The following is a 26,282-nucleotide window of genomic DNA, read 5'->3' as shown; positions in this document are numbered from 1 at the left end:
ACCAAGGAGAATTTCAAGTGCGCACAATCGCAAAGGCTATGACAGTCGCAGCAGTTCTTGCTGGCTTCACCGGTACCGTTTTCGCCGCCGACTTCGAGGTTCACATGCTGAACAAGGGCGCCGATGGTGCGATGGTGTTCGAGCCGGCATTCGTGAAGGTCAATCCAGGCGACAGTGTCACCTTTATTCCGACCGATAAGGGGCATAACGTCGAAACAATCAAGAGCATGATTCCAGACGGAGCCACGGGCTTCAAGAGCAAGATGAACGAGACCTATAAGGTGACGTTTGACGTACCCGGCGCTTACGCCGTGAAGTGCGCGCCGCATGTCGGTATGGGTATGATCGGCGTTGTGGTGGTGGGCGACGCGCCTGCCAATGTCGAAAAGATAAAGGCCGGCAAGCTGCCGAAGAAGGCACAGGAGCGCCTCGACGCAGCTCTCGCGGCTGCCCTCCAGTAATAGGGCGGCAGTCGTTTAGATGAGGTACGGGTCCGGCGCAATATAATCTGCGTGAGACGGCCTGTTCAGCGTCGTTCCGGTGGTGCCCCAGATCTCTCGAATATAGTGGGCCGGTCGAAAAGCCGGGTCCAAGTGACAAAAGTCAACTGTGAGTCGAACGGAAGAATTTGCTTGGCCCGTCCCTCTATTTTCGTATCAAGCGTCGCCATATCGAGAAGGAATTTTCTGCGCGGGCGCCGCGAGGTACGCTGTAAGCGTGTCTGCCCACCCGGGGCCACTATCGCTACGTTTGAAACATGCACGAGCTGCGGCAGATGCGTCGACGCATACCCCACACACGTACCGGTTGATCGGAGACCGCCCGGCGCTCGACTTCTCCAGCGCGGAGTGCAGGTTGTGCGGCCATTGCGCGGAACTCTGTCCCGGGCCGGTCTTCACCGGACGGCCACAGTACTTTCCACACATCGCGACGATCGGCGAGAGCCGTCTCGCGAGCAACCGCACGGACTGCCAAGCCTGCCGTGACGCCTGTCCGGTGGAGGCGATCCGCTTAGGTCGGCGGCCCGGCGGCCCGTTCCTGCCAGAGCTCGATGAAGGTGCCTGCACGGGCTGCGGCGCCTGCATCGCCGTTTGTCCCGTGACCGCCATAGGCATCCATCGGGTAGCACCGGAGGTGTCGGATGTCCGATCCGAATGCGCCCTAACACATATCGAGCGCCGTCGTCGTCACGCTGCCGCATGTCAAAAGAGGGTGGTCGCTCAACTCGGCGAGATGGACAACGTCGAGGTTTTCGCGCACCGGGACGGGAAGATCGTCGTCACTATCGAGGGAACGAGCACGGGAATGCTCGGCGAAATCTGTCTCGCATCTCGCTGATCGAGGTGTGGTGGCAGCCAATATGGTGTTTGGACATGTCGGGTCATGAGAACCTTCGTCGATGTTCTCATTTTGTTCTCATCAGCGGATGACGTCAAGGGCTGACGCTCCCCGGAGGTATGTTACGGGGTACGTTCCAAGAGGATTTTCAGTGTCCTGATGACATCGGCCGCGTCCACCAAAGCATCCCTGACCTCTTCCGCCGAAAGGTCGCGAGCGCGCTCCGACGATATTCGCATATCGATCAGGACGTCTCGTGCACGATGGGTCTCTACGGCGCCAGTCTGCTCGCGCATGTCGCGGATGGTGTCTATCGCGCGGTCAAAGAGTCGGCTTATCTCATAGTGTGTCAGCTGGTCGGACTCGTTTGCCGCCCTAATCAGCTCTGAGATGAAATCGGTCGTAAGACTCATCGTGCTGTGCAGCAAGCTGTTCCTGGATTGATGGCAATTTCCATAGTGCGAGCATTCGGGCAATCAGCCTGTGGCTTGCCCAGGACTCGCCCAACTAAATGGGGCTCAGGCCTCAAGCCCAACCCACGTGCTCGCGCCTCGCCAGCTTCAGGAAAAGTCCAAACCAGAAGCGGTACTCTGGCGTGTCCACGCCGCGGTAGGCTTCAAGAGCGCAGTAGGCGACCGATGTAGTGGCGTCTTTGCCGTGCTCGTCCACCGCCACGTCGACAGCATCTTCTTCGGTCAGGTCTTTCCACTCGATCATTGGTTTCCCTCCTTTTGCGACGTGCTCATTTGCGATGATAGCTCGCGTCACGGCATCAGCCGAACTTCAGGCCTATCTCTTGCGAAGAGGAGCCGGGGCTTCAGCAAGCACTGATACCGATTTCTTTCCCAGCCCCGCCGCGCGTGCGAGTTCCGCGCGCTGTCGGGCATAGCTCGGAGCTGTCATCGGGTAGTCGGCTGGAAGCTTCCATTTTTCGCGATACTGCTCGGGTGTCAGACCGTAGCTCGCCATGAGGTGGCGCCTCAGCGATTTGAATTTCTTGCCATCCTCCAGGCAGATGATGAAGTCGTCTGTCACGGATTTCTTGATCGGGACGGCGGGGCGTTGCTCCTCGATGTTAGGCTGGATTCTGGATGGTCGAGAACTCCCATCCAGCGAGTCGTAGGTTTGTTGGATAAGATGGGGGAGCTCGCCGGCGGGGATGACATTGCGGCTTAAATAGGCGGACACAATGCGACTGGTAAGCTCAAGTCTCCGTTCCTTTATCTCTGAGCGCGATTCCGTCAATGTTCTTCTCCGCATGTCACCAGCTGTCGATTTAATGAACAGGTATTTCGGTCGGAAGGAAGGCGGCGTGAGAGAAAGGCGATAATTATCGACAGTTTTTTGACGTCCTCTGTTCTTCATTTCTGACGCCCTTGCGGACTTGGTGCCACAGAGTCTCTCGAGTTTTCTGTCGTGATTGCCTATTCAGTTTCTCTCAAGTTCATCAGCATCCTTTCGTGGCGCGGCGGGGTAAGCATGAACTTCAGAGATCAAGAGCGCGCTGGGGCTTGTACCCGCGCGCTACTGAAGCAGGCAACGACCTCCGAAGGCCCGGAAGGCCATGCTTAAGACCACGGCACGAACCGTGCTAGGCGAAACCGGCTATCAGGCACTCAAGAGCAGGATGACGAAGCCGGCTTGACGGGCGATGCCGGTCGGTCGCGCCGCCCGTCCTCAGCTCGATCCCCCGCCCGGCGATTTGATCAGTCGTTCGGGCAGAACCTTCAGAGCTTCGCCGATCGATTGGCGGCCAAAGGGAAACAGCAGCGCGATCGCGATCGTCACTGCATAGGAGAGGATAACGGCGCAGGCAACGGCGAGAATTGCCTGATCCGGCAGAAGCGGCCTCGAAAGCCAGGCGGCCGCCAGCGCGAGATGCGAGCCCAGGATGAAGGGGCTTGCAGCGCGAAGCATATCGGCGAACCTCAGCGGCCCCTTCTTGCCGACATAAATCCAAAGAAAGGGTGTCCGGATGTATTCGCTCAAAGCGTAAACGACGGCGACTCCGAGCGCGCCATAGGGCAGGCCGATCAGGAAGGCCATGACCGAGGTCACTGCCGTGATGATGCCCCAGCGCATGAAGTCGCCGGATCGACCCTGGCTGATGAACAGCCAGCCGGCCGGATTATTGAGCGGCTGTAACAGGCCGGCAAAGCCGAGCGCCTGAAAAATGCCCGCGCTTTCCCGCCACTGCTCTCCGAGTACGAACGGAATGAGCAGATCGGCAGTCGCGATCGTCGCTGCCACGCCCGGAAGCGCCATGATGAGCATCAAGGGCATGACGCGAAGGTAGGCGCTACGGTAGCGGTCGGGCTCGTTCGCCATCCTCGAAAGCGCCGGCACCATGACCTTCGAGAGCGGATTGGCAAGCTGGCTCAACGGAAACAGAAGAAGCTTGTAGGCGCGGTCGTAGAGCCCGAGTTGAGCCTCGCCCCAGTACCTGCCGATCAGGATATTATCGAGATTACGGGCGAAGTAGTTCGCGAAGTTGAAGCCAGTGATTCCGGCACCGAAGTTCAGCAAGGCTCCGACGCCTTCGGGTTTCAGGCTGAGGCCGGGGCGCCATCGGGAGTTCGCCCAGTAGCAGAGCGTCGGCAACACGGCGCTCGTCAGCGTGCCTGCGTAAAGCGCCCAATAGGAGCGGTCGACGAAGGTCCAGACGACGGCGGCGCAAAGGCCGGCAATAACGCTTGCGATCTCCACCATCGCAAGGCGACCGAAGGCCATGCGCCGATTGAGGAGGGCCAGATGTTGGGCGCCGAGGCCGTAGGCGATGATCTGCAAGGCCATCGCAGCGATGAGGGAGCCCACTCGAGGCTCGCCGTAAAAGCGAGCAATCAGAGGGGCCATACCCACCATGAGACAAGCGAGCGCCACGCTGACGGCGACGTTGACCCAGAACAGGTAGTTCACCTCCTCGTGCGTTATGGAATTCTTCTGGACGGTGGCCTGGGTCAGGCCGAAATCCTGAAAGAGCGCGACAAACGCCAGAACGGGCGCGCTCATCGCCACCACGCCGAAATCCTGCGGCGACAGCAGGCGTGAAAGAAGGATGACGGAAAGGATCTGCGTTGCCATCTTGACCGCTTGAGCCAAGCCGGTGACGACAGCGCCTCGACCGACGGATTGGCGGAGCGATCCTTCGGGCGGATCGAATGCGCTGGCTCTCAAATCCAAACCCTCACGCCGATTGCAGGTGACGGGCTCAAACTACCGGCATGTGTGCTGCAGCGCAACCGGAAGGTAAGAGTCATGCCGCTCCGCACAAGAAAATATTGCTGGGCAGCATTAGTAGTAGTAGTAGTGTCTACCCAAGGGTGTAAGACGGCGTCTTTGCTCGTGCGGGCGGGCCGCAAGCATGGTGCGATGGGATTTCACGGCTGGGGTGGGCAACGGATGCATGAATTCTCTTTGAGGCTTGCAGGCCCACGCCCAGAGGTTGTTTCCGCCTTGTTGTGCAACGGAACATGTACGAAGTTTTGCGCGGCAATCAAGGTTTGTCGTCGACGACCTTACTCAGGTCGAATTGGCTGCAAGGTTTCATGGCGCCGAGGTCGCCATCTGAGGCCTGGTGGGTACTTCCGAAGGTGAACACCAACGAGAGGCGCATTGCCTGAATGCTTTCTCGATGGACTTTGCCGCCGGAGCTAGATGTTAGGTTTTGCGTCAGTCGAGTTGGTGCAAACTGTTTCCAGGATTTCAATCGTCATTGCCCAGGCCAGGCGGGGAACATCGGAGAAACTCTGGCGGTACAGAAGTCTGGCCATGATGGTCTGCGCGAACTGCGGGTTCATCTGGCGAGCGACTTCCTGGGCCGCCTCGCATTTGTGCCGGAAAGGGTTTTCAGGACGCAGGCGATGTCGAACATGTCGCGAGGCTGCATCGCAGCACCCCGGTAATATATCTTCCTTGCGATGATCTCTGCGGGAGTCTCAAGCAAAAGCCGCCCGCGCAGCGCTCACCGGCCGGCCCATCAAAAGCACATGCGCGTCATCGTCGCTTGTCGTCGTCTTGGTACGACCGAAACGGATCGACAGGCAGGGCAGGGGCGGGGATGTCTTGTCGGCGGGGCCGGCGCGCGCCGGCTCCTCGTCGATGAGGGCCTCGATGCGCAACATGCCACTTCCGAGCGGCCGCGGCCGCTGGAGGCAAAGGCGGTCGGCAGCAGCGCCCGGTCGCGACAATCGACGAGCCGTTCGCCGGCGCAGGCGGCGAGCAGCTGTGCCAGGACTTGCACGAGTTACCGCCTTTTTGCTCTTCCTCTGCCGCGGCCGGTTGCTCGTCTTGACCGCCAGCCGGAGCACGCTCTTCAACGACGGCGCGCCGAAGCGCCGTTCATACCTCGCCAGCGGGTGAGGATTGACCAGGAAGTCAGGCGCCGCCGCACCGTGCCCGGCGCGTGCGGGCCTTTCAGCAGGCGCTCGGCACGCAAACCCGATTCGACCTCCGCCGGCGTGGCGTGAGCCGGATCCTCGGCGCGCTTGACCGCGTCCAGAGGTGGTGGGCGATGAATTTTAAGAGCAGCGATTCAGGCGCCGGCCAGGGGAGGGGGAGCCGGTCGCCAGCCGAGATCCGACGCGAGGGCCCTGAGCGTGTTCTCGCCCCTGCCGTTACTGGCGAGATGTTTAAGGTCGCGACGTCGTCGTCGGTCAGCAGGGCAGCGAGCTGATCACGACGATCGAACGGCAAGACGGCATCAAGCGCGTCGAGCTTCTCGGCGCGGCGATGCGCGGAATCGCTGTCGCGGGTAGTCGGGACGGAGGTTTTAGATTTCATCGTAGCAAAGCGGCCAATTGTCGTCGACATACCAGCAGCGTTCGATCGGGGTACCGGCCCGGCCTGTTTTCGTCTGCGCCGATGGGGAGCTCGCTTCCGATGACGACACCGAGCTGGTCATGAGTCCTGGCCGCAGGACTTGCGCGCCCAAGCACAGATCTGGGCAGGGGCAGCGACCTGGCTGCTCGCGGCCACGATCGTCTGTCGTAGTCGCAGCTCCAGCGTGTCGATGCCAACCTCCTCAGATGAGGCCACACCGGATCGCAGCAGGAGCGGTAGCACGCTACGCACGCGTTCCGTCAGCCAAGCATAAAGCGGCGAGGCCGTACCGCCACCGACTGGACATTCGCAGAACAGCGCTGGCGTCGGCAATCCAGCTGCTTCGAAAGCCTCAATCAGCGTGCCGGCGATTTCCGGATGCGCTACTGTCGGCCGGAAGCTTTCTAGCAGCCATCGTCCGGCCTGCTGCCACAGCGGCACCAAAGGACGAGAGCGGAACTCGTCGAGGAAATCCACCTCATGGAACGCCAGAATGCCGCGCGGCGCCAATCGCGCGGCCGCCCGGCAAATCGTGTCGATTGGATCCGGTAGATAGCATAAGACGAAGCGGCCGATGAGGGCGTCGAATTGATTCTCGGCCATGATGTGTCGACGGCATCGTCGGCCGCAGCATGGAGGAAGCGGATCTGCGCCAGGCCCATTTCCTCTGTCCGTGCCCGCGCCGTGACGAGCGCTTCCTCGCTGCGATCAACGCCTAGTACCGCCCCGGACGGACCGACCAACTCCGCCGCCAGGAGGGACACATCGCCGGGGCCGCAGCCGAGATCGAGCACCCGCATGCCTGGAGCCAACCCGGCTGCGCGAAGCAACCGCTCGGTCATCGGCCGCAGTGCCACTGCCCGTAGGATCAACCTGCGCATCTCGGACTCTGAATGTCCCAGAGCGTACTCAGCAAAACGGCTTGAGGAACTCAATGACAATCTCTGCCGATCGCGCCAAGCAAGCAACTGTAATTGATTCGGCTTAGATTTGAATGTCATTTCATCATTTCGGAATCAGCATGGGCCCTGGGGCGTTGGATGCTGAATGGACGAGGTGATGGTGTCACGGTGACCGCTCGGGTGTCGTCGGAACGTTGTCAGCTGTTTGACAATGTCGGGGATAAAACAATGCGTTGCAGAGTGATCATATTGTTCTGCAATGATTTCTTCGGTTGGCATGGCACTTGCTTAGCATAGCCGACCACGCTGCGGCGCAAGACGAGGAGAATTCCATGATCAGCTCACCGAACGTGCGAAATTGAACTCTTCTTCAATTCGTAGAAGCGGACGGGTGGACTTGCATTCGCCAAGTTTGCGTCGGAGTTGCGCTCACACACATCGGACGTGTTCGCAGGCAACGGCAGAAGGGGTTAGGACAAAAGTGAACATTCACGATGCTTGCTATAGGCCCATCAGCGTATCGACCGCAGCCTATGTAAGGATTGCTAGGGGCAGGAGCTGCATGCGAAGCACTTGGACCGAGCCTATAACGCGCCGAAAACTGGCAACCAACCACCGCCGCACTGTACCCTTACAAGCAAGCGGCTCCGAATCCCAAAAATAGTAGTGTCAATACAGAAACTGCGGCCCTTTTGACGACGCTGCGCCAGATCGCTGATCGGCAGGGGATCGACATCGCCACGGTCGCCAGCGCTGCGATACTCGAACGACAGGGTGTGGCAGCCGTCACCGTCGGTGTGCGCAATCGCTCGCATCTGATCTCGAACGTCGCCATCTCCGGGCTTGCCCTGACCGCCCAGGACCATGACCTCATCGCCGGAGTGCTGGCGGAAACAAGGCCGCTCGAGGGTGATGTCTATGGGCTGGAGCGCGACCATTGGAGCGGCAACCGCGCCCTGAACTCGTAGTTCGCTGGGGTAACACGGATCCCGGATCAAAGCTGGAGATAATTGAATGAGAAAAGCCTTACCTTCTAAGCTGGCTTTCGGCATTTTCGACCATTTGGACGACGACGGTAGCGCCATTGGAAGACAATACGCAGACCGCCTCGAACTGGCGGAAGCCTATGATCGGCTCGGTTTTTATGCTTATCACCTAGCAGAGCACCATTGTTCGCCGCATGGGAGAGGCCCATCGCCGAATCTGTTCCTATCGAGCGTCGCGCAGCGCACCCGTAACCTTCGTCTTGGCCCCCTCGTTATGCTGCTTAGCCTTTGTCATCCGCTGCGTGCGTTTGAGGAGATCTGCATGCTTGACCATTTGAGCGGCGGTAGGGCTGAGTTAGGCATGGGGCGCGGTTCTCTTCCGACCGAGCTAGGTTATTTCGGGATCGATGCGGACGCGGTGCCAGAACGCTATCTCGAAGCCAGCGAAATTCTGATGGAGGCGATGAAGGGCGGCACTCTTTCCTACCGCGGCGACCACTTTGAGCTAAGCGATGTCCCCTTGACTCTGGGGCCTCATCAACGTCCGCACCCGCCGACTTGGATCGCCACCAACCGACCCGAGTCTGCTCGCTGGGCCGCTACAAACGGCGCAAATGTCGCATGCGTAGGGCCCGCCTCGTTTGTTCGCAAGATTACTGACGCCTTCCGAGCCGAGGAGGGACACTACACTGGCACGGACGAACAATCGTCATTTCTCGCATTGCTTCGCATGATTGTGGTTGGGCAGTCTGAAAGACACGCACATTCGCTCGCGGCTCCTGCTTTCGAACGATGGCTTGAAAACTTCAAATTTCTGTACGATCTCAATGCAATCCCAGTTCCATCAAATCTGCCCCTGACCTTCGAGGCAGCACTCGAGAGTGAATTGTGCGTGGTAGGAACCGCGCGTTCTGTACGACGGACTCTGCTTGATCAGCTGGAAGACGCGGGTGCCAACTATCTCCTGTGTCAGGTCGCGTTCGGGGATCTGCCTGTGGATGCTTCCCTGTACACCGCGACGACCATTCAATCCGAGTTAATGGATCGAGTTGGCTAAGCGCGATTGTGCGGGACGAAGTCAGGTCTGTGGTAAATCAGCCTATTCGTTGCCAGTGCGTGCCGCCTAGCCTAGATCTAAATATCTCGACCCGGTTACCAAGGCACCCATAGAGATCGAGCAGGCTCTGGAGGCTCTCGCCAGAATGCGGGCGGAGCAGATGACAGCTTGAGCTGCGCCGCCCCCTTTCAAAGTCGATCCTCGCGTACTTCCCTCATCGAGGTTGTTAGCAGCGCGAGGCCCGCCACGAAGCATACGAGCGCGAATTCGATGACATATCCCGTATCCAGTCCGTCGGCGCGGTATTCTGGGTAAACGGCGCTCCTGAACCACATGATGATGTGGACGAGCGGATTATAGAGTATGACGTCGTGGAAGGGGTTCGGCAGCGACTCCGGTAAGAAGAATACGCCGGAGATCATGAAAAGCGGCCGGTTGATGATGCCGAAGATCTGCTCGTAGAGTGGGAAGCGGGCGAACATCACGATGTTGATCGTGCCGACGCCAAGGCCGAGAACGGCTGCCGCGCCGGCAGCTTCGACCATGCCGGCGATGTTCATCGGCTGGGTGACGCCGCCGAGCTCCATGGTCATCAGCAGGATTAGGACGCTCACCAGGGCGTCGGTCATGAGTTGCAGGATGAAACGTGAGACGATTGCATCGAAGGGCGAGACGACGGGATAGGAGAGCAGCGCCTTGTTCGCCTTCATCGTGCCCGCCATGAAGGAGGACATGCGCTGATAGAAGGTGAACGGCAGATAGCCGCTTGAGAAGAAGAGCGGAAAGCTAAGCCCCAGCGCCGGCATGCGCGCGAAAACCTGGAAGATCAGTGTCATCATCGCGACATGGGCGACCGGATCGAAAACCGCCCAGAGATAGCCGCCTGGCTTGGAACCGTAGCGCGTCGACATTTCGCGCACGATGAGCGCCGCCGTCACTCTTAGGTGCTGTTCGATGAGCTTCACGCCTGACCTCGTCTGTCTTCGTCATGTGCCACGGGACCGAAGCGGGATCATTCACTCTGTTCCACGCCGGCCGAGCTCGCGGCATAGTCCACAATCCGGCCTTGCTGGCAAATGTTTTGACCGCGCCACCTCAACTACAAAAAGACCGCGTTGACCCGATGCCCCGAGGCTTCGGATCGGCACGTGTCGCGGTTCAGCGGATCGGTTGTCCTTGTAGAGGGTGGCCGTTGGCCAGCCCGCCTCGGCCCCGAATATGCGGGGTCAATTGCGCAATACACGCCTCGGCCAAGGCCTTTTCCCGCGGCCGGCATCGTTCGGCCGCGCCGATGCCGAGGAAACCGAACAGCCCGCCTTCCGCTGTCGTCGCGTCGCGGATTTCCGGCATAGGAACCATTCCCTTGCGGCTGGGGCAGCATTTCGCGAAAACGACACCCCTGCGGATCGTCGAGCTGCCGCTGGCAACTCCCGCATTCGCCAAGGCGCTTCAATGGCCTGCCCTTCACAACAGTGATCCGGCAGCCAGTGGACACGCGAGGTGGTGCAGCAGGCCGCCGGTATGCCCCCGATTGCACCGCGCGGGGAGGATGCGGGTAGCGGCATACCATCGCAATTGCTACCGTTCCTTGCGAAGCGTCAAGGCGCCACAACGATGTTAACCAGAGCCGGATATCGAATTTGTTGTTCAACCGACTCGATCCAAAATTTCGGATTGAATGGTTGTTGCAGTGAACAGCGAGGCATCCAGTGGCAGATTTCCGAACGCGAGTTGGCACAGGAGATAATTGGCTCCTGCCGTTTCCAACTGGTTGGAAAGAGCTCGTCGCACAGAAGCCGCCGTTCCCGCTACACATAATTCGCTCTCGATTGCTGCATCGAACGTCAGCGGCAGGTTTGGTGGAGTTGGGATCGCGTTGAGGTCGTAAAGGAATTTAAAGCTCTGAAGCCATCTTTCGTAAGCAGGTTCCGCGAGTGAATACGCATCCTTCTCAGACCGTCCAATTACGACCATTCGAAGCAGGCCAAGAAATGGCGCCTGCCCATCCGCCCCAATAGTGTGCTTTCGACTGGCGCGGAACGCATCAGTGATTCTGCGAACAGAAGAGGAAGGACCCACACACGCGATGTTTGCGCCATTCGCAGCCGCCCAGCCCGCGGACTCGGGACGATTGGTGGCGATCCATGTCGGCGGATGCGGATGCTGATAAGGTCTGAGCGTTAAAGGAACGCCCTTCGCCTCAAAATGGTAGCCTTGATAGGATAACGTGCCCCCCTTCATCGCTTTGACAAGAATTTCGCTCGCTTCCACATAGCGTTCTGATGCGGCTTCTGCACCAACCCCGAAGTACCCCAATTCGATCGGGAGGGAGCCGCGGCCTATACCCAGTTCAAGTCTGCCACCGCTCAATTGGTCCAGCATGCAAATCTCTTCGAACGCGCGTAGCGGATGACAAAGGCTAAGCAGCATCACCATGGGGCCGATACGAAGATGACGGGTGCGCTGTGCGACGCTCGATAAGAACAGATTTGGCGACGGACCTCTCCCATGCGGAGTAAAATGGTGCTCTGCGAGGTGATAGGCATAGAACCCGAGGCGATCGCAGGCTTCTGCCAGCACCAGGCGATCTGCATATTGTCGAGCGATATCGCTGCCGTCCTCGTCCAGGTGATCGAAGATGCCGATGACTAGCTTTGAAGAAGAGGTGGTTCTCATTCCAGGATCTCCAACTTTGACGTGGAAGTTTCGGGCGATGGTCCGCGCGACCAAACACGCCGGTTTCTTTCTGGAGCCGGGCTTTGTCCTTGAATCTGGCTCTTGGTCGATCGTGTAGACCCAGCGGTCTCTTTCCAGATACGTTGAACCGCTAGGCAATGAGAAAGCGCCGAGTGCTCTGGAGCTACGGACCATCGCCTGTGTGATTGGTGGAGCAGAGACTATCGCTGCTCAGCGGCCGACCTGCTCATGTATGCGCTTCGGGAAATCTCACGGACGGCTGCAACAAACGCATCCATCTGAGGCCTTGTACCGATACTAACGCGGATGCAATTTTCCAGGCCTTCATCAGGAAAGACAGCAACAAGTATCTTTCGTCTTTCCAGGCATGTTCGCCACCAGCTTCCGTTTCGTCCCAGCGGTGCACGGGCCAGCAAGAAATTCGCGTGGGAGGGAATAACAGAAAATCCAAGTTGCGACAGAGCAACGCTCACTCGCTGTCGTTCATGCTTGATATGTTGGTGGTTTTCTTCATAGGCGGCGCGTTGCGAAAGGATGCTGATGCCAATTGCATGACCGATTACGTTCATGTTGAAGACGTTCTGGATGTTGCGCAGCCTTCCAATAACTTCAGGATGACCCAATCCGAAACCAACGCGAATGCCGGCGGCGGCATAGCTTTTCGAAAATGTTCTTAGGATAAGAAGATTCGAATGACGGTCTATGAGGCGTAGAGCATTATCAGGTGCAAAGTCGACATACGCCTCGTCCAGGACTATCAAGCTATCCGATTGTGTTACGAGGCGCTCAATATCGGCCACCGGAACAAAAGTTCCGGTGGGATTATTTGGATTTGCTAGCATGATGAACTTGGCATCTTTGGCGGGACCGCGAAGCAGTCGCTCCATCGGCAAGGAATACGTTTCGCTCCATCCGATGTCGAGAATTCGAGCGCCCTGCAACATGGCTAGTTTGCGGTTGAACGAAAACCCTGGCGACATCATCGCGACGCTGTCGTTCGGGGCGAGGAAAGCTCTGTAGATGAGCCCGAGAAGTTCCGACGATCCGTTTCCGGCGATCACCTGGTCCCGGGAGAGGTCGTACGCATTGGCGGCTGCGTCCCTCAAGCTGAGGTTGTCATCTTCTGGATATAGATACTGTCGTTCGAGGGCCGAAATCGCACTTCGCATAACGACGGCCGGCAACGAAAATGGATTCTCATTCTTATCCAGCTTGGTATAGCTAACATCCGGCACTGTCGAACTGGAGGGCTGAGCACCTAACTGTCTTGCCACCTCAGAGAGAGACGAAAGCACGCTCTGCAGTTTTGCATCCGGCATAATCTTCTCCGCTTCAATCGCTAAAGTAAAGACCGGGAGACGTCTGGCGCATGACTCTGCTCTCCCCATGTCGACTGCGGACGAATTCTCCCTCTGACAGAGGCCAGCGCCGCAAAAGTATATCCACGAGACCAGAAAGAGTGAGGAGGGTCAATTGCGCTTACTGCATGATATAATTCTATTATGACCTCGATCATCTATCATGGTGCGGCAAACGCTTTCCGGCAATGGAGCCGAATGATAGGGGTTTTCTGCTAGCAATCTGCGTCGTCAATTCTCTCCGAATTTCGCGTGTCGAGGAACTCCTCGACTTCAAGCGCCAGTTGCGCCGGTTCGTGGCCAACGGTTTTGAGATGCAATTCAGGGCTTTCGGGTACCTCGTACGGAGATGATACGCCGGTGAAGTTCGCGATCTTACCGGCGAAGGCTTTCTCATAGAGGCCCTTCGAATCGCGCCGTGCGCATTCCGCTAATGGCTTGTCGACGAAGATTTCGATGAACTCACTTGGCTCCGTCAGCTCGCGTGCCATGCGGCGCTCGTCTCGGAAGGGCGAGATGAAGGAGACGATTACGATTAGTCCTACATCGGCCATCAGCTTGGCCACTACCGCAACGCGACGGATATTCTCAACGCGATCAGCGTCGGTGAAATCAAGATCGCGATTGAGGCCGTGACGCACGTTGTCGCCGTCTAGCAGATAGGTGTGCTTGCCACGTGCATGCAACGATCTGTCGAGTGCATTGGCGATCGTTGACTTGCCAGATCCGGATAGACCGGTGAACCAAAGAATGGCCGGGCGTTGATGCTTGATCTGGCTACGGCTGCCTTATTCACGTCGAAACCATGCCAATGAACATTACTGGGACGGCGTTGCTGGGGAGCGATGATGTCGGAGCCAAAGGTCGCATTAGTCAGGACGAGTTCGTCGCGCGGCATCTCCACCTCGTTATGCTGTCGTTCGCAGAGGAAAAGAGTGGCCTTGCTGAATTGAGGGCCTTCTCCGAAGCGCAAGCGAGCCGCGGAGTGATTTCCCGTTAAGATAGAGCATGGCTGCGGGACGATTTGAATCGGTTCAGGTTATGGTCTCGGAGATCAATAGGAGAAATCTAATTGCCGCTCTTAATCCAGTATTCCGCCGACATCAAAAAAGCCCGCGTAAGGCCCGTCGGCAAAGTGACGCCGCAACTCTTGAAAATTCTCTACTGTTTGGTCGAGCGACCGCTGTTCCTGTCGCTGGAGCATGGCGTCACCAGAAAGTTGACGACTAGGAACTCCCAAGAAATCCCAGATCGTTGATAAGCATTTGTCGGGGCCGCCCAAAAGACCCTCGTATTCGATCTCAAGCATGTTGCTCGACGCAAAGGAGCGCGTGACGCGAGTGTGGAAATCCTCCGTGGTCTTGAAGTACGCTTCGCAGTCAGCGATAGACAATGTAACGCGGGGCGGCGGAACCGTGTCCTTGTCAGAACTGAACTTCAGCCATTGCCCAGACTGCCTCGCCTGCACCAAAGACCGCAGCGCTTCCAATGCGTTTCTGCGAACCACGAGCATGACCTTGAGGCCGGGCCAACGGACCAGTTCGGAAAAAAAACCTGGCCGTTCGCGGAATTGAGGTTCGTTGATCTTGCAGCCAACGTGCGTCACCTTCGTCTCCTTGCGTGCAGGACAGCGCAGGTAGGCGAGCTCGAGCAGTTCACGATTGCTGCGTAGCAGGCGGCTCTTGTCCGGCCAATTCGCATCGTATTGATTGAGCAACTCACCATTGCTCAAGACGTTCGGGTGCTTGTTTAATAGTGCTTCCAGGTAATGCGTGCCGGTCCTTGGCATCCCAAGGATCACAAACGGTTCAGGTGACAGTGCGGGATGGATCATTGTAAAAACCTGCTCTCTACATTTTCGAAGAGATTGGCGCGTGTATAGCTAACGCGACCATAGGGGAGTTTGCTGGCCTGGCGAAAACGGCCGACGACCTTGGTCGCAGGCGCGATGTCTTGTCTGCGGCCGATATTGCGTACCTGACTCTCGATACAACGCCAATAAGTCCACGTGTGCCCGTGAGGGATGGACTTGGGTGCAGCTTGGCAGCATCCACAAAGTTGATGCCGGCCTCCAAAGCTGCACCAAGTTGCACGTGCGCCTCGGCTTCAGTGTTCCGCTTCATGGCGCCCAAGCCTGGCGCACTTATCTTTAGGCCGCTGCGGCCCAGTTCCCGATTCCGCAACACGGTTCTCTTTCTCGAAATGGTGGCGAGTGGCATCAAGGCATGAGGCGTCGGCGCAACAGGGACGCTGACAGGAAGAACGGCAATACTGTGTAGACACACAGTGCCGCGATGTGCAGACCGACACTCTCGCCCGGTCGGCCAAGCAGTGCCGGACGGATGAGATCGACCGAATGCGCAAGCGGCAGGAAGCGCCCCACCTGCTGGAAAGGAGTAGGCAGTTGCGAAACGGGGAAGACCGCACCACTCAGGAACAACATTGGTGTGAGGACGAGTGTTTGGTAAAAGATGAAATAGTCGTAGCTGGGCGCAAGTGCCGCGACGACCATTGCCAGGCTCGCGAAGGCAAAGCCAGTGAGGGCGACGATCGGCAGCGCATAGAGGACGGATGGAAATGCGGCATAACCAAGTATACCGGCAACAATCATGATTCCCGTTCCGGCTAGAAAGGCCTTCGTGGCTGCCCACGCCAATTCACCGACAACGATGTCGCCGAGCGTAAGTTGCGTGCACAGCATCGCCTCCCAGCTGCGCTGAGCATGCATGCGAGCGAATGCCGCATAAATCGTTTCAAACGTCGCGGAGGTCATCGCGCTTGCTGCAACCATGCCGGCTGCCAGAAACGCAATATAGGAAGTGCCGTCAACGCGACCGACCATGACTCCGAGGCCAAAGCCAAGGGCGAACAGATAGATTAAGGGGTCGGCGAGATTCCCCAGTATCGACGCGGGCGCGATCTTCTTCCATGCCAGATAGTTGCGGCGCCACACTGAGATCCAGTTCCACGCATTGGCGGGCATAGCCGCCGACCAGCCTTCAACCATTGTTCATTTCTCCATGTCGCGCCCGGTCAACCGCAAGAAGACGTCCTCCAAATTTGGAGGGCGCTGCAAAAGGCGCAGACCCGCGCGCCCGCGCAGTTGCTCGTGGACCTGCTCCGGATCGGGCGCATAGCAAAAGATGGTCTCGCCGCTCACTTCGATGCGCTGCGAATACGGACTAATGAGCGCGCGCAGCTCATGCGGATTGCCGCCGTAGATCTCGATCACGGGGCACCCGATCTGCTCATCGATCAGCGCATGTGGGCGGCCCTCGGCGATGATGCGTCCTCCATCGAGCACGCATAGCCGGTCGCATAACCGTTCGGCCTCTTCCATAAAGTGGCTCGTCAAAATTATTGTCTTGCCCAGCGCCAGCAGCAAGCGCAGGCGCTCCCATATCAGATGGCGAGCATGGGGATCGAGGCCGGTGGTCGGCTCGTCCATTACAAGCAGTTGCGGATCGTTGATCAGCGCACGCGCGAGCGTCAGGCGCCGCTTCATGCCGCCGGACAGTGAAGAGACGCGCGCATTTGCCTTGCTCTCAAGGCGGGCAAACTCAAGCAGCGACGGGATGACCGCTTCGATCTCGTGTGTGCTCATACCGAAGTGGCGCCCGAACACCAACAGGTTCTCGCGCACCGTGAACTCGTGGTCAAGGTTGTCGAACTGCGGGACCACGCCGATGCCAGCGCGCGCTAAGCGGGCGCGCGCTGGCACGGGCATGCCGAGTACTGTGATCTTGCCGGCGTCCGGTGCTGCCATCCCGAGAACCATACGCGTGATCGTGCTTTTGCCCGCGCCGTTCGGTCCCAGCAGGCCGAAGCACTCTCCCGTTGCTACAGTGAACGACAAGTCGTCGACAACGACCTTGTCCTGATATTTCTTGCTTACGCCGGTAAGGTCGACTGCTAGCTTTGACATGCGTTCATCTTACCGTGTTGAATGCGTCCCCACTTGCAGGTCGCAGCTGCACTGGGGAAGAAGCCACGCCCATGGTAATTGGCACGAGCCTTCCATTCTCAACAAGGGCAATCGCCCCGCCATGGGTCAGCTTGATGCCACAGACGCGCATAGTGTCTCCATGCAATTTGGATTCATTAGAGTTTCCGAAAACGGGCGAGCAAACAGTCCTCGTTGGCCGACCCACCCCGGCAATCAAGCCGCTCCGCCTCGATCAACATTTCGTTCAGCATTGCCATGACGGTCTCAGCACCAGCAACGTGGCCCCAGCGCCGGCAGTTTGCATCGCGGGCCGATCCGAAAACCAGGTGCCCACCTGGCACAAGCATGCTCACCAGGTTACGAACGGCGCCACGCATCGCGTCGACATCCTCAAGGTAGTAGAGAACTTCGGCTACGACGATCAGATCGAAGAGCTGCTTAGTCGAGAACTGTTGAACGTCAGCGACTATCCAACTGATGTGTGACGACTCCTTCATCCGGTGTCTCGTTCGAGCAATCGCTTGCGGCACAACATCAATCACAGTGAGCCGCTTGCAATGAGGCGCTAGTTTTTTCGTGAATGCGCCGGCCGCGCACCCGACTTCGAGTGCGTTTGTGATGGGACCTTGGGAAAGCGACAGCCGAAGCATCTGCGTATGCCGCTCCCGCTCGAACTCATTGCCGTCGAGCCGCCACGGGTCCTCCGCCGCCAACTCACTTTGCAGTAATTGGTAGTTGTTGACCTGCGTCAAAATTCGCCCTCCGAGTGACGACGTGCATGATCAGTCGTCGCTGTAGACACCGGCAGGTGTCACGGTTGAAGAGTCCCTTGCAAGATTCAGTCTCCGAAGCGGCGCGGCATTTCCCGACGTTCCTCCAGCGCTCGCTTCGGTCGTCGGGTGTGGAACGAAGACCCCTTCTCCACCTGCGGCTGTCACGTTCGCAGGAGAGCTGCGCGACAGCCAATCGCTATTGCTCAAAGTGCACAAGGCGTAGGCCTTCAAAGGAAGTAAGAAAAACAGGTTGATGGGCGTGTGCAAAGAGAAGGCCAGAAATCGAAGTTGGCGAGCACGGAAGGCGGCCACGCCGCAGCGGATCATGGTCATGGAGGCAATCATCATGACTGTCCATAAAGGCACTGTAGCTGTCAGCGCGACCTGCAAGACTCCCGCTAGGACCGCGAGCGCGAGAAGTAGCGGTCCGAGATTTTGGCCGATCACGTCCAACGTGATATAGTGATCGAGACCCGGTAGTAGTCGCAGCGCAAGCAAAGTGTCGCGGAAAGTGCTCCGTGCCCAGCGGAGTTGTTGGCGCAGATACGGTCCCATCCTATCCGGGACGACGGTTGCTGCTATCGCGTCCGGAACGTAGTCGGTTCGAAAACCTGCTTTCAACATCAGAATTGTGAGGTGGCGATCCTCACCGAAGTCGCTTGGCTTGCCCCGGAAAAATTGCGACTCGTACTGGTCAAGTAGCAACAGGAGAGCAGACCGTCGGTACATGGCACATGGGCCGCAGCAGCACATAACGGCACCGAAGCGAGCCTGTGCCGCACGCTCCTCGTTGCAAGCGAGCCAGTACTCCATGTCAATTAACCGAGTCAACCAAGTGTGGTTTCGGTTGCTAGCGGTCAATTGACCCATGGCTGCGCCGATCTCCGGATTTTGCATCTTCAGCGCGAGCTTAGTGACGACGTCGGACGCTAGTGTCGAATCCGAGTCGACGTTGAGCACCAAATCTCCAGATGACCGGCGTATCGCAGCGATCTGAGCCTTGCGCTTTCCGACATTCTCGCGGAGCAGAATGAAGTTGAACCGCGGATCCCCCGCATAGGCGTGGTGTACACGTTCCAATTTCTCGCGATTAGCAGAACCGTCATCAACCACGTAGACGCGCAGTTTTCCGGCGTAGTCCTGATTTGCAATGGAAGCCAGGCACTCGGAGAACGTGTGTGGGTCTTCGTTGTAGCAGGGGACAATGATGTCCACGCTTGGCACAAACGCGAAGTCCTCCGAAGCCGATGAGTGGTCTTTCGGCCGAGCATACAATGTCTGCATGCTTTTATAAGCAGTGGAGAGCAGCGCATAACAGGAGACAGCGCCAATGCCGATTGCGTTAAGCAGGTCCATGGGATGTCACTTTGTTCAGGGATGTTGAGGAAGCGAGCGGATTCCAAATCCGCGCTCGTGTAACGCTGGAATAAGGCGGGACAGCGCAGTAACGGTTTGGTCGCGCAGACTGTCCTCAGTGCCCGGCCTGACCTCGTCGGGAGGGCATCCATCGTGCAAAAGCACAATTGCGCCCGGCTGGACAGAGGCAAGCACCGCATCGACAATCGCGTCAACGCCGGGCCGAGACCAGTCCCGCGGGTCTACCGACCAGTGAAGGGGCGCCAGTCCAACGCCCGCCGAAGTAGTAAGCACCTCTTCGGTCCAGATACCATAGGGGGCGCGCACATGCCGGACCGACGCCTGCGGGCAGACCATCCTAATGACCCTATTCGCCTCAAGTATTTCATGGCGCACATCGCTGGGTCCGTATCTGGACAGATCTGGATGAGTCATCGTGTGGTTTGCGATTTCGTGCCCTTCTGCAATCATTCGCCGGATTAGTTGCGGCTGTTCTGCCGCGTAGGCGCCGATAACGAAGAATGTCGCCGGCACGCGGTGTTTTTCCAGCACGTCCAGGATTTCCGGTGTGCAAAGCGGATTAGGACCATCGTCAAACGTCAGATAAACGTTGCGATCAGCAGTGCTGTTGCTGCACGTGCTTTGCACTCTTGATAAGCAGTCAAAGTGCGTCACAGCTCTGGCCCGTTCCGGTCAATAAGCGTGGCGGTCGGCCAATCAGACATGGCCGATCCAACCGGCAAAACGACGACGAGTACGTCTTCCAAGCGCGTGGGCGGCAGGTCGAGACGCGCATCTGGTAGCGTGGACCGCACGCGAACCCCCGACAGAACGGTCGCAGGAAAGTGTCGGCCGAACCTTTCCACGTGCTTTTGCAACGCGTGCCGAACCGCACCGAAACCGAATGGGACACGAAGTTGCTGCAATACTGGATACATGACGCGAAGCGAGTGGCTGATACCAAGCCCCTCAAGGTCCGGTCGTACTCCATATAATCCCAGCTCAGCCACTAGCAACTCGACCTCACCAACCTTGATGAACCGACGCAGCAAGCCGATGTGAGCCGCTACACCGTTTGAGTCGTGGCCGATTGCTCGCAGCTCAGGCCTGGCTCCGGCCCAGCTCCGGCTGCCTTCGAATGGTTTTGCGTTAAAGGCGCCAGTCGGTCCATAAGTCTTGCGAAAGAAGGTTGCGAGTTCGACATGGTCGTCGAGCTGCAACTCACTTTCCCAGCGCAGCGTCCATCGCACCTGAGAGCGCACGAAAGACCTCCTATTTCTGTCTCTGGAGACGCGTACCCAATGCGGCCACGGTCGGTCCATTTGACGTTCGTCAAAAGTAATGCTTTTCAAATGCAGCAGCTCCGCGAATTCGTAAAATCGATTGTTTGGATGACACCAATCCACGCCATGGAAGTACGCAGCAGTCGGTTGATTACTTGGCCACGGTCAAAGGGCGAGCACGGCCGCGAGTTGCCGACATCAATCTGTGCAGCAAGGCGCCGGCCGCGTACCATAGTGCACCGATCTTTTCGGTCGGGCTTGAGGCCGGCCAATTGTCGCAAGTCTTTTTGAAGGTTTGGCCGCAGCCGGATTACCGGCAGTCTGCATCGAGACGCGGCATGCCAACGCGTTCCTCAAGGTGCAGGTAAACAAGACCGAGCGCAACGACGCGCGCAGCATTGCAGAGGTGATGCGCGTCCTGTTCCGCCCGATGCATGTGAAGACATTGACGAGCCAAAAGCGCCGAGCCTTGCTGACGGCGCGCGAGCGATGGCAGGAAAAGACAATGGCCGTCGAAACCGACATTCGCGGTCTATTGCGCAATTTTGGGCTCAAGGTCGGGACCGTAGGCTCCGTCAAATTCGAGAAGCGGATCCGCGAGCTCGTCGATGGCATATCCGATGGCCTGTCACTTCGATCCGCAGGTCAATCGCCCCTATACCGGAATGGCCGCTCATTATGGAGGTGCCGTCTTGCCGACCCGCCCGCGCCGGTCACACACGGTGCACCTTGTCGGAGTGGTTGAGCGATGCGGATCTCCGGCGCCGTCGCCGCGGCTTCAGCGATCACCGACCTAACCAAACGGCCTCGCCTTCTCCCGCGACGATCGAGGCGCGGCGAGTACGCGCTGGTTCAAGACGCACTCTTCGCTTTGACCATCAGCAGCCGTGTTCGGGGTCGACCGGCTTTACCTGTGACTGTGCGGGGTGTTGGTAAAAGGCATCCGCCAAAATATGGTGGTCATGACGATAGACTTCAGCCATGATATTGTAGAGTTCTGGATCGTGAGCCTTGAAGTCCTCCGATGTGACAATTGTGATGTCGCCACGGCGGTAGGCCATATTCGTATTAAACCAATATCGGGTGCCTTCAGCCCAGTACTCGTCGACATTGTTCTCCATATACGCACACGCCCACAAGCCCTTCTTTTTGGCGCGAGTGTAGGCCTGCTCGACACGTGCAACGAGTTCAGAATCCACCTTGCGGAGTGTGTTGAACATATTATGCGAGAACTCATGAACAAGGATGTTGCCTCCGTAATACCGCGTTCCCGGCACGGCCATCAAATTCTCGGCGGCGCCCGTCGTGTAGAGCCCGCCCAGGCCGCGCGCCCGCTGCGCCCAGTATTCCCGGTCCGTCATCTTGCCGATCGTATTGGCGTAATTCCGCCGTTCGCCAGGCGTGAGTCGCGGATCTTCGGGGGCCGGCTTCTTCAAATCCCGCTGTTCGGGAATGTCAGTGGTCGTCTCATCAATTGCCATGACGCCCACCCGCCCGTCAGCCCGGATCATAGCATCGCGGACATCACGCCGTTCTGACAACATGTAAACGACGATGTCACGGGCAATCAAGAGTGCCGTGTCTGGAACCTTCTCGGACGAGATAACCGGTATTCCTTCTGCGTCAGCGTATTTCGCGTAGAACGGATCCAAACCGAGCGATTTCGGCGGGCTGCGTACTATAAATTTATCGAAACTGGATACGTCAGCTGCCAGCATCTGCAACGCGGATGACCCATGATTGCCGCCGCCTAGGTCGACTGTGGGCGCAGCTAAAAGACAATTGGCGCAAAGCACTATCGCCGTCGTGCAGGCGTACATTGTGGTCGCGGTTTCGTTCATTTGGTGTCGCTCCTACCGGCTCGCGATAAGACGCGGCAAAAAACGTGCCAGACTAAGGGAAGAGCCGCAAAATCTGTATTCTACCTGTTATTGGGGTTTGATTGAAAGCGCATGTGGTACTGAACCGAACAATTCAGGTCGCGAACTCGCCAGTTTTCGCAACGGTGCCTGTCAGGACTCTGGAACATGAAGACGAGGGCGCGCCAGGAGATGTGGCGATCGAAGATCACCTGCTACGGCTTAGCTCCAACCGTACCACGTAGCCAGCACCAAATTCCGCCCGTCGGTGCCGCAAAGGAGGCTCGCCAAACGCAGCTGCCACCACTTCAGTGGCTTCTAGCGACCTCTTATGTCGCAACGGTGGCTATCATACGCGTCTCCCACCGGTTCAGGGAAATCGCGCAGTGCAAGATTTGTGGCGACTGGATGCTAAAGCCTGCACTTGCCCTGGCTCCGAAACTAACAGCGCAGGAATAAACTCCTCAATGCCCTCACGTGCTGCTTTACACCAATCCCTTAGACTTCGTTGTGGCGGCCGAATGCCATAGTTCGCGGCCGAATGCGCCCACAGATCTGAAGCAGGCCCAGTGCAACGTAGACTTAGACTAAGTCACGTTCCTCACCAGGGGCTCCTTTTGGCCAGTCCATGATCTGAATCAAATGATTTGTACATCGTTTTTGCTAGTTTTCGTGGGACTTTGGTCGTTTGAGCACAATCGGAAATTGGGAGGAACGATGGATACTGGCTCAGTACACCGTCTTCACCGGCTGAAGCCGCGAGCGAAGTCCAAACCCGGGCCGGATCTCCTTGTGACCCATTCAAAGACGTTCGGATTCAGATCGAGATTGTGTCACGAGATGCTTATTGTTGGGCTTAGAGGCATGCCCCCTCATCGCTCTTCGACAACGATGGAAATCGTATCAGAACCGACCGGACCGGCGTCAATCTTCTCGTGCACAATGCGCAAACCAACGGGATGAAGACCGAATATATCGGACCGCGTCCAGTCATACATTTGATCGCGTACGCATTTATGGAACGGCACTGTCATCGGCAGCTACTACATTGCCGGCAGCGCTGTAGGGGATCGGCTATTGAAATCAGCACACTGCGATGCCGACCGGTACAAAGTGGCGATGCTATCTGCTTCCGACAAGGCGTGGAACGGCCAGGCGTTAGCAGGTTGTCCGGGTCGCGCCGCCTGAAATGCTGCAAAGCAGGCCAGATACAACCGAGCCTAAAATCACCCACGTCAGCAGCCATGAGAAGTTCTGCAGAAAATGTCCACATTGCTCACTCCCTGGCGCAGCGTTGCTGCGGCGTTTGTATTGAACGGAGTCCTTTTTGGGACCTGGGCTTCTCGCGTTCCCGCCGTGATGGCGCGCTTTCAAGTTGGCGACGCGGGCTTTGGGGTGTTGCTGCTGCTTCTGGGACTAGGCGCGTTGATTTCCTTCCCAGTTGCCGGCAGGTTGTCCGACAGATTGGGCGCGGTACAAATCACCCGACGGATCGCTGTCGCGTTTCTGGTTTCTATCGTGTTCCTCGGTCTTGCGCCGACTATCCCGCTGCTAGGCGCCGCGCTATTGCTCTTCGGCATGTCTCACGGTTCGATGGACGTAGCGGTAAACAGCTGGGCGGCCGAAGTGGAAAAACATACGGGGCAATCAATGATGTCGTCGTTTCACGCGATGTGGAGCGTTGGGGCTGTTGTGGGCGCGGCAAGCAGTTATGTTGCCACTTTTTTTCAGACTCCAGTAGACATCCATTTCCTTGTTACTGCCGTGATATCCGGCGGGATACTGGGACCGTTCCTTCTGCTCGACTGGCAATCAACCATCCGGACGAGTGAAAAGCGTGCAGGAGGATTGGCTTTTCCTCGTAGCGCTCTTTTGCTTGTGGGTCTGATCGCTCTCGCGTCTGGACTGGGCGAGGGCACAGCTGCCGACTGGAGCGCAGTCTATTTGCATGACATAGTCGGGACCGGAGAGGCGTATGCTACCTTGGGCTACGCGGGCTTTTCTGTCGCCATGGTGATCATGAGACTCAATGTGGATTCGCTGGTCACGCGACTGGGGCCAGCGGCTGTCACACGGTCGAGTGGTTTCTCGGCCACCTTCGGCATCTTGCTGATCGTTGCCGGCGACAATTTGCCATTGGTTTTGATCGGCTTCGTGCTGATGGGGGTCGGCTATGCAGCCATCCTTCCCCTAGCCTTCAGTCGCGCAGCGGCGGATCCGATAGTGCCGGCCGGCCAAGCCATCGCTTCCGTCGCAACTTTCGCATATGGCGCAATGATGTTGGGCCCCCCTGCAATTGGACTGCTCGCGGAGGCAACCACAATGCGCGTCTGTTTTTTTATGGTTGGACTATTCGCCCTGCTGGCTGCAGTCCTGGCTCCGGTGCTAGAGCGATAACATCCTGGCGTTAGCCACTGACGAGATCTTCCAGGCCGTGTGGACGGATTGGACCAAGAAGGCGGCGGCGAGAGCGACGAAGGATGCAAAGTTTCACTTTGTTTTCTCGACGCGTAGGGCGATGCGCTTGAATCGCTTGATCTTGCGATCTTGCCGACGGTCTGCTCGATGCGGGCGGCCTTCTTCATCCGACCAATGACGCGGCTTGCGTCGAGACTGCACCGCAAATATCGCAAATGGCTCAAGCAAGGGGGCGGTGTGGGCATTGTATGTTCCAGTTAATAGCTGGCGAATGTTGAGGTCCGCCAGCACAAGAAATCTCCCGTCGCGCATTGGGCCGTTAGTGCCCGGTCGTTGCAGCGATCGACTGGAGGCTGAAGCTTGGCGCGACATCGAAAATGGACGGGCGAACTCTACGCCGCCTTTTGATCATCGGAGCCAGCGCAGGTCGGCCATGCGGGCCGGTGTCGAGCTCCTAACGGGTCGTGGCTTGGGCGCATGCTCGCCCGAAAGCCACGCATGCTCGTGACCGTTGCCCTTGCCAACAAGATCGCCTGCATCGTTTGGGCTCTGATGACGAGAGGCGGTCACTACAAGGCTTCGGCCGTGGCAGCGTGGCTACCCACGGCAGAAGGTCGTCGGGAACGTGGGAGCGGTCGAAGGAAGGTATGGAGCAAGTCGATGAGAGACGGGGTGGGAAAGCCATTTTATTGGGATAGCGCCCGAGCGCGCATCTGTGTTTTGGCTCCGAACTCCCATACGGACCCGCGACAAAGAAGAAGCATCGAGGCTGGACAGATGTCAGCACCCGACCAGGCCCTGCAGTGGCGACCGGGATTGTTCTTGCGTTTCCCGGGGCGTCTACTGATGACCCTATCATGTACTGGAGCCCGGGATGCTGATCGCATTTGAAAAGGCATATATCGTCGGCTATGCATAGAAATTATGAAAAAGCCCGAACAGACAGACCCTGACCAGATCGAAACCGTTTTTCGCAACGGCACGGTCACCGTTGTTGGTATTATTGTCGCCTTTTCGCTGGGCTTCGTCACCCATTGGGCGGCGAATCCGATACCTTGGCGGCTGCCCGACCTCGTTGCGGTGATCCCGCTTCTTCTTGGCATCGGCCTGCAGATTAAGGCTCTTTCCGACCTCCTTGACCCCAAATGCCTGCAGCGGCGTATATTTAAACGCGCCAACCGCATTTTTATGACGGGGCTCCTATTGGCCGCGGGTGGAGTCGCGACGGCGATATTGCTCGATGTTTTTCACATCACATCATCACCGCTTCGCGGGTGATGCTCAATATCTCGATGTCGCAATGCGGAAGCGATTTACATTGCCGTAGATCTACTCAACCGAGTCCGCCCGTCTCCCAGAGCTTCATGCTCACAACGGCAATAAACGGCAATAAGTTGTCATGGATCCACGTTGATGATGGGCAGGAGCGCATATAAGCAGCTGTTTCATGCTCGGAGCTCTCCGCCCGCCCGTCACCTCTGATCGATCAAA

25 protein-coding genes and 6 pseudogenes are annotated in these 26,282 nt (G+C 57.9%); 9 read left to right on the top strand and 22 right to left on the bottom strand.

Annotated features, from left to right (window positions below):
* Nucleotides 1-17: 17 nt before the first annotated feature.
* The 3 genes and pseudogenes from M728_RS27810 (at nt 18) to M728_RS27800 (ending at nt 1,338) form a co-directional block, all read left to right on the top strand.
* The gene (locus M728_RS27810; RefSeq protein ID WP_026621891.1) at nt 18-461 is read left to right on the top strand and encodes a pseudoazurin; all 444 of its coding nucleotides are present in this window, start codon (nt 18-20) and stop codon (nt 459-461) included.
* 186 nt (nt 462-647) lie between these two features.
* A pseudogene (locus M728_RS27805) lies at nt 648-1,146 on the top strand (ferredoxin-type protein NapF); the annotation flags it as partial.
* Nucleotides 1,147-1,233: 87 nt separating this feature from the next.
* Nucleotides 1,234-1,338: a hypothetical protein gene (locus tag M728_RS27800; RefSeq protein ID WP_370906542.1), complete on the top strand. Its 105-nt coding sequence runs from the start codon at nt 1,234-1,236 to the stop codon at nt 1,336-1,338.
* Nucleotides 1,339-1,460: 122 nt separating this feature from the next.
* Here the strand turns inward: M728_RS27800 and M728_RS27795 are convergent, their stop codons facing one another.
* The 8 genes and pseudogenes from M728_RS27795 to M728_RS27760 form a co-directional block, all read right to left on the bottom strand.
* The gene (locus M728_RS27795; protein WP_026621890.1) at nt 1,461-1,751 is read right to left on the bottom strand and encodes a hypothetical protein; all 291 of its coding nucleotides are present in this window, start codon (nt 1,749-1,751) and stop codon (nt 1,461-1,463) included.
* Nucleotides 1,752-1,863: 112 nt separating this feature from the next.
* Nucleotides 1,864-2,055, bottom strand: coding sequence for a hypothetical protein (locus tag M728_RS27790; protein WP_026621889.1), 192 nt, complete (start codon nt 2,053-2,055; stop codon nt 1,864-1,866).
* A gap of 72 nt (nt 2,056-2,127) precedes the next feature.
* Complete coding sequence (locus tag M728_RS27785; RefSeq protein ID WP_026621888.1) at nt 2,128-2,583, bottom strand: MucR family transcriptional regulator; 456 nt, start codon at nt 2,581-2,583, stop codon at nt 2,128-2,130.
* A 432-nt stretch (nt 2,584-3,015) separates the two neighbouring features.
* Entirely contained in the window at nt 3,016-4,512 is a 1,497-nt protein-coding gene (locus tag M728_RS27780) for a lipopolysaccharide biosynthesis protein (RefSeq protein WP_026621887.1), read from the bottom strand.
* Between the two features lie 476 nt (nt 4,513-4,988).
* On the bottom strand, nt 4,989-5,135 hold the full coding sequence (locus M728_RS27775; RefSeq protein WP_245269737.1) for a hypothetical protein: 147 nt from the start codon (nt 5,133-5,135) through the stop codon (nt 4,989-4,991).
* A gap of 153 nt (nt 5,136-5,288) precedes the next feature.
* Nucleotides 5,289-6,117: pseudogene (locus M728_RS27770) on the bottom strand (integrase); the annotation flags it as partial.
* 117 nt (nt 6,118-6,234) lie between these two features.
* The gene (locus M728_RS27765; RefSeq protein ID WP_051440961.1) at nt 6,235-6,759 is read right to left on the bottom strand and encodes a hypothetical protein; all 525 of its coding nucleotides are present in this window, start codon (nt 6,757-6,759) and stop codon (nt 6,235-6,237) included.
* A gap of 17 nt (nt 6,760-6,776) precedes the next feature.
* Nucleotides 6,777-6,998, bottom strand: a pseudogene (locus M728_RS27760) (cyclopropane-fatty-acyl-phospholipid synthase family protein); the annotation flags it as partial.
* Nucleotides 6,999-7,750: 752 nt separating this feature from the next.
* On the opposite strand from M728_RS27760, the gene M728_RS27755 reads away from it, so the two are divergent.
* Both M728_RS27755 and M728_RS27750 read left to right on the top strand, forming a co-directional pair.
* On the top strand, nt 7,751-8,026 hold the full coding sequence (locus M728_RS27755; RefSeq protein ID WP_026621884.1) for an aldo/keto reductase: 276 nt from the start codon (nt 7,751-7,753) through the stop codon (nt 8,024-8,026).
* Between the two features lie 46 nt (nt 8,027-8,072).
* Nucleotides 8,073-9,101, top strand: a complete 1,029-nt coding sequence (locus M728_RS27750) for an LLM class flavin-dependent oxidoreductase (protein ID WP_026621883.1) — start codon at nt 8,073-8,075, stop codon at nt 9,099-9,101.
* Nucleotides 9,102-9,289: 188 nt separating this feature from the next.
* Here M728_RS27750 and M728_RS27745 read toward each other — a convergent pair whose 3' ends face one another.
* The 12 genes and pseudogenes from M728_RS27745 to M728_RS27690 form a co-directional block, all read right to left on the bottom strand.
* Nucleotides 9,290-10,066, bottom strand: a complete 777-nt coding sequence (locus M728_RS27745; RefSeq protein WP_026621882.1) for an ABC transporter permease — start codon at nt 10,064-10,066, stop codon at nt 9,290-9,292.
* 193 nt (nt 10,067-10,259) lie between these two features.
* The gene (locus M728_RS27740; RefSeq protein WP_026621881.1) at nt 10,260-10,451 is read right to left on the bottom strand and encodes a hypothetical protein; all 192 of its coding nucleotides are present in this window, start codon (nt 10,449-10,451) and stop codon (nt 10,260-10,262) included.
* 297 nt (nt 10,452-10,748) lie between these two features.
* Nucleotides 10,749-11,777, bottom strand: coding sequence for an LLM class flavin-dependent oxidoreductase (locus M728_RS27735; protein WP_026621880.1), 1,029 nt, complete (start codon nt 11,775-11,777; stop codon nt 10,749-10,751).
* A 221-nt stretch (nt 11,778-11,998) separates the two neighbouring features.
* On the bottom strand, nt 11,999-13,117 hold the full coding sequence (locus tag M728_RS27730; RefSeq protein ID WP_026621879.1) for a histidinol-phosphate transaminase: 1,119 nt from the start codon (nt 13,115-13,117) through the stop codon (nt 11,999-12,001).
* 254 nt (nt 13,118-13,371) lie between these two features.
* Nucleotides 13,372-14,033 (bottom strand): annotated as a pseudogene (gene cysC / locus M728_RS27725) (adenylyl-sulfate kinase); the annotation flags it as partial.
* Between the two features lie 204 nt (nt 14,034-14,237).
* Nucleotides 14,238-14,990 (bottom strand): sulfotransferase, encoded by a 753-nt coding sequence (locus tag M728_RS27720; RefSeq protein ID WP_026621876.1) that lies wholly within the window; start codon nt 14,988-14,990, stop codon nt 14,238-14,240.
* A gap of 384 nt (nt 14,991-15,374) precedes the next feature.
* Nucleotides 15,375-16,163 (bottom strand): ABC transporter permease, encoded by a 789-nt coding sequence (locus tag M728_RS27715; protein WP_026621875.1) that lies wholly within the window; start codon nt 16,161-16,163, stop codon nt 15,375-15,377.
* Nucleotides 16,164-16,166: 3 nt separating this feature from the next.
* A complete protein-coding gene (gene nodI, locus M728_RS27710) occupies nt 16,167-17,081 on the bottom strand; it encodes a nodulation factor ABC transporter ATP-binding protein NodI (protein WP_026621874.1) in 915 nt (304 codons plus the stop codon).
* A gap of 176 nt (nt 17,082-17,257) precedes the next feature.
* Entirely contained in the window at nt 17,258-17,854 is a 597-nt protein-coding gene (nodS, locus tag M728_RS27705) for a nodulation methyltransferase NodS (RefSeq protein ID WP_026621873.1), read from the bottom strand.
* 30 nt (nt 17,855-17,884) lie between these two features.
* Nucleotides 17,885-19,231: a chitooligosaccharide synthase NodC gene (gene nodC / locus M728_RS27700; protein WP_026621872.1), complete on the bottom strand. Its 1,347-nt coding sequence runs from the start codon at nt 19,229-19,231 to the stop codon at nt 17,885-17,887.
* 15 nt (nt 19,232-19,246) lie between these two features.
* Complete coding sequence (nodB, locus tag M728_RS27695) at nt 19,247-19,906, bottom strand: chitooligosaccharide deacetylase NodB (protein WP_026621871.1); 660 nt, start codon at nt 19,904-19,906, stop codon at nt 19,247-19,249.
* Nucleotides 19,903-20,493, bottom strand: coding sequence for a NodA family N-acyltransferase (locus M728_RS27690; protein WP_026621870.1), 591 nt, complete (start codon nt 20,491-20,493; stop codon nt 19,903-19,905). Before M728_RS27690 ends, nodB begins: the two co-directional genes overlap by 4 nt.
* Before the next feature lie 272 nt (nt 20,494-20,765).
* Between M728_RS27690 and M728_RS27685 the strand changes: the two are divergent.
* Nucleotides 20,766-21,121: pseudogene (locus tag M728_RS27685) on the top strand (IS110 family transposase); the annotation flags it as partial.
* Between the two features lie 271 nt (nt 21,122-21,392).
* Here M728_RS27685 and M728_RS27680 read toward each other — a convergent pair.
* Nucleotides 21,393-22,355: a glycoside hydrolase gene (locus M728_RS27680; RefSeq protein ID WP_245269736.1), complete on the bottom strand. Its 963-nt coding sequence runs from the start codon at nt 22,353-22,355 to the stop codon at nt 21,393-21,395.
* Nucleotides 22,356-23,636: 1,281 nt separating this feature from the next.
* Between M728_RS27680 and M728_RS27675 the strand changes: the two genes are divergently transcribed.
* A complete protein-coding gene (locus tag M728_RS27675) occupies nt 23,637-24,770 on the top strand; it encodes an MFS transporter (protein WP_026621866.1) in 1,134 nt (377 codons plus the stop codon).
* A gap of 93 nt (nt 24,771-24,863) precedes the next feature.
* On the opposite strand, the gene M728_RS27670 is transcribed toward M728_RS27675, so the two are convergent.
* A complete protein-coding gene (locus M728_RS27670) occupies nt 24,864-25,082 on the bottom strand; it encodes a hypothetical protein (protein ID WP_156943493.1) in 219 nt (72 codons plus the stop codon).
* A 65-nt stretch (nt 25,083-25,147) separates the two neighbouring features.
* Here M728_RS27670 and M728_RS27665 point away from each other — a divergent pair.
* A pseudogene (locus tag M728_RS27665) lies at nt 25,148-25,385 on the top strand (IS110 family transposase); the annotation flags it as partial.
* 330 nt (nt 25,386-25,715) lie between these two features.
* Nucleotides 25,716-26,069, top strand: coding sequence for a membrane protein (locus M728_RS27660; RefSeq protein ID WP_026621865.1), 354 nt, complete (start codon nt 25,716-25,718; stop codon nt 26,067-26,069).
* The last annotated feature ends 213 nt before the right edge of the window (nt 26,070-26,282 follow it).

This window comes from Ensifer sp. WSM1721, assembly GCF_000513895.2.
In the GTDB taxonomy this organism is placed as follows: Bacteria; Pseudomonadota; Alphaproteobacteria; order Rhizobiales; family Rhizobiaceae; genus Sinorhizobium.
The sequence above is the reverse complement of the archived record's forward strand: the minus strand, read 5'-3'. Positions and strand labels throughout refer to the sequence as shown.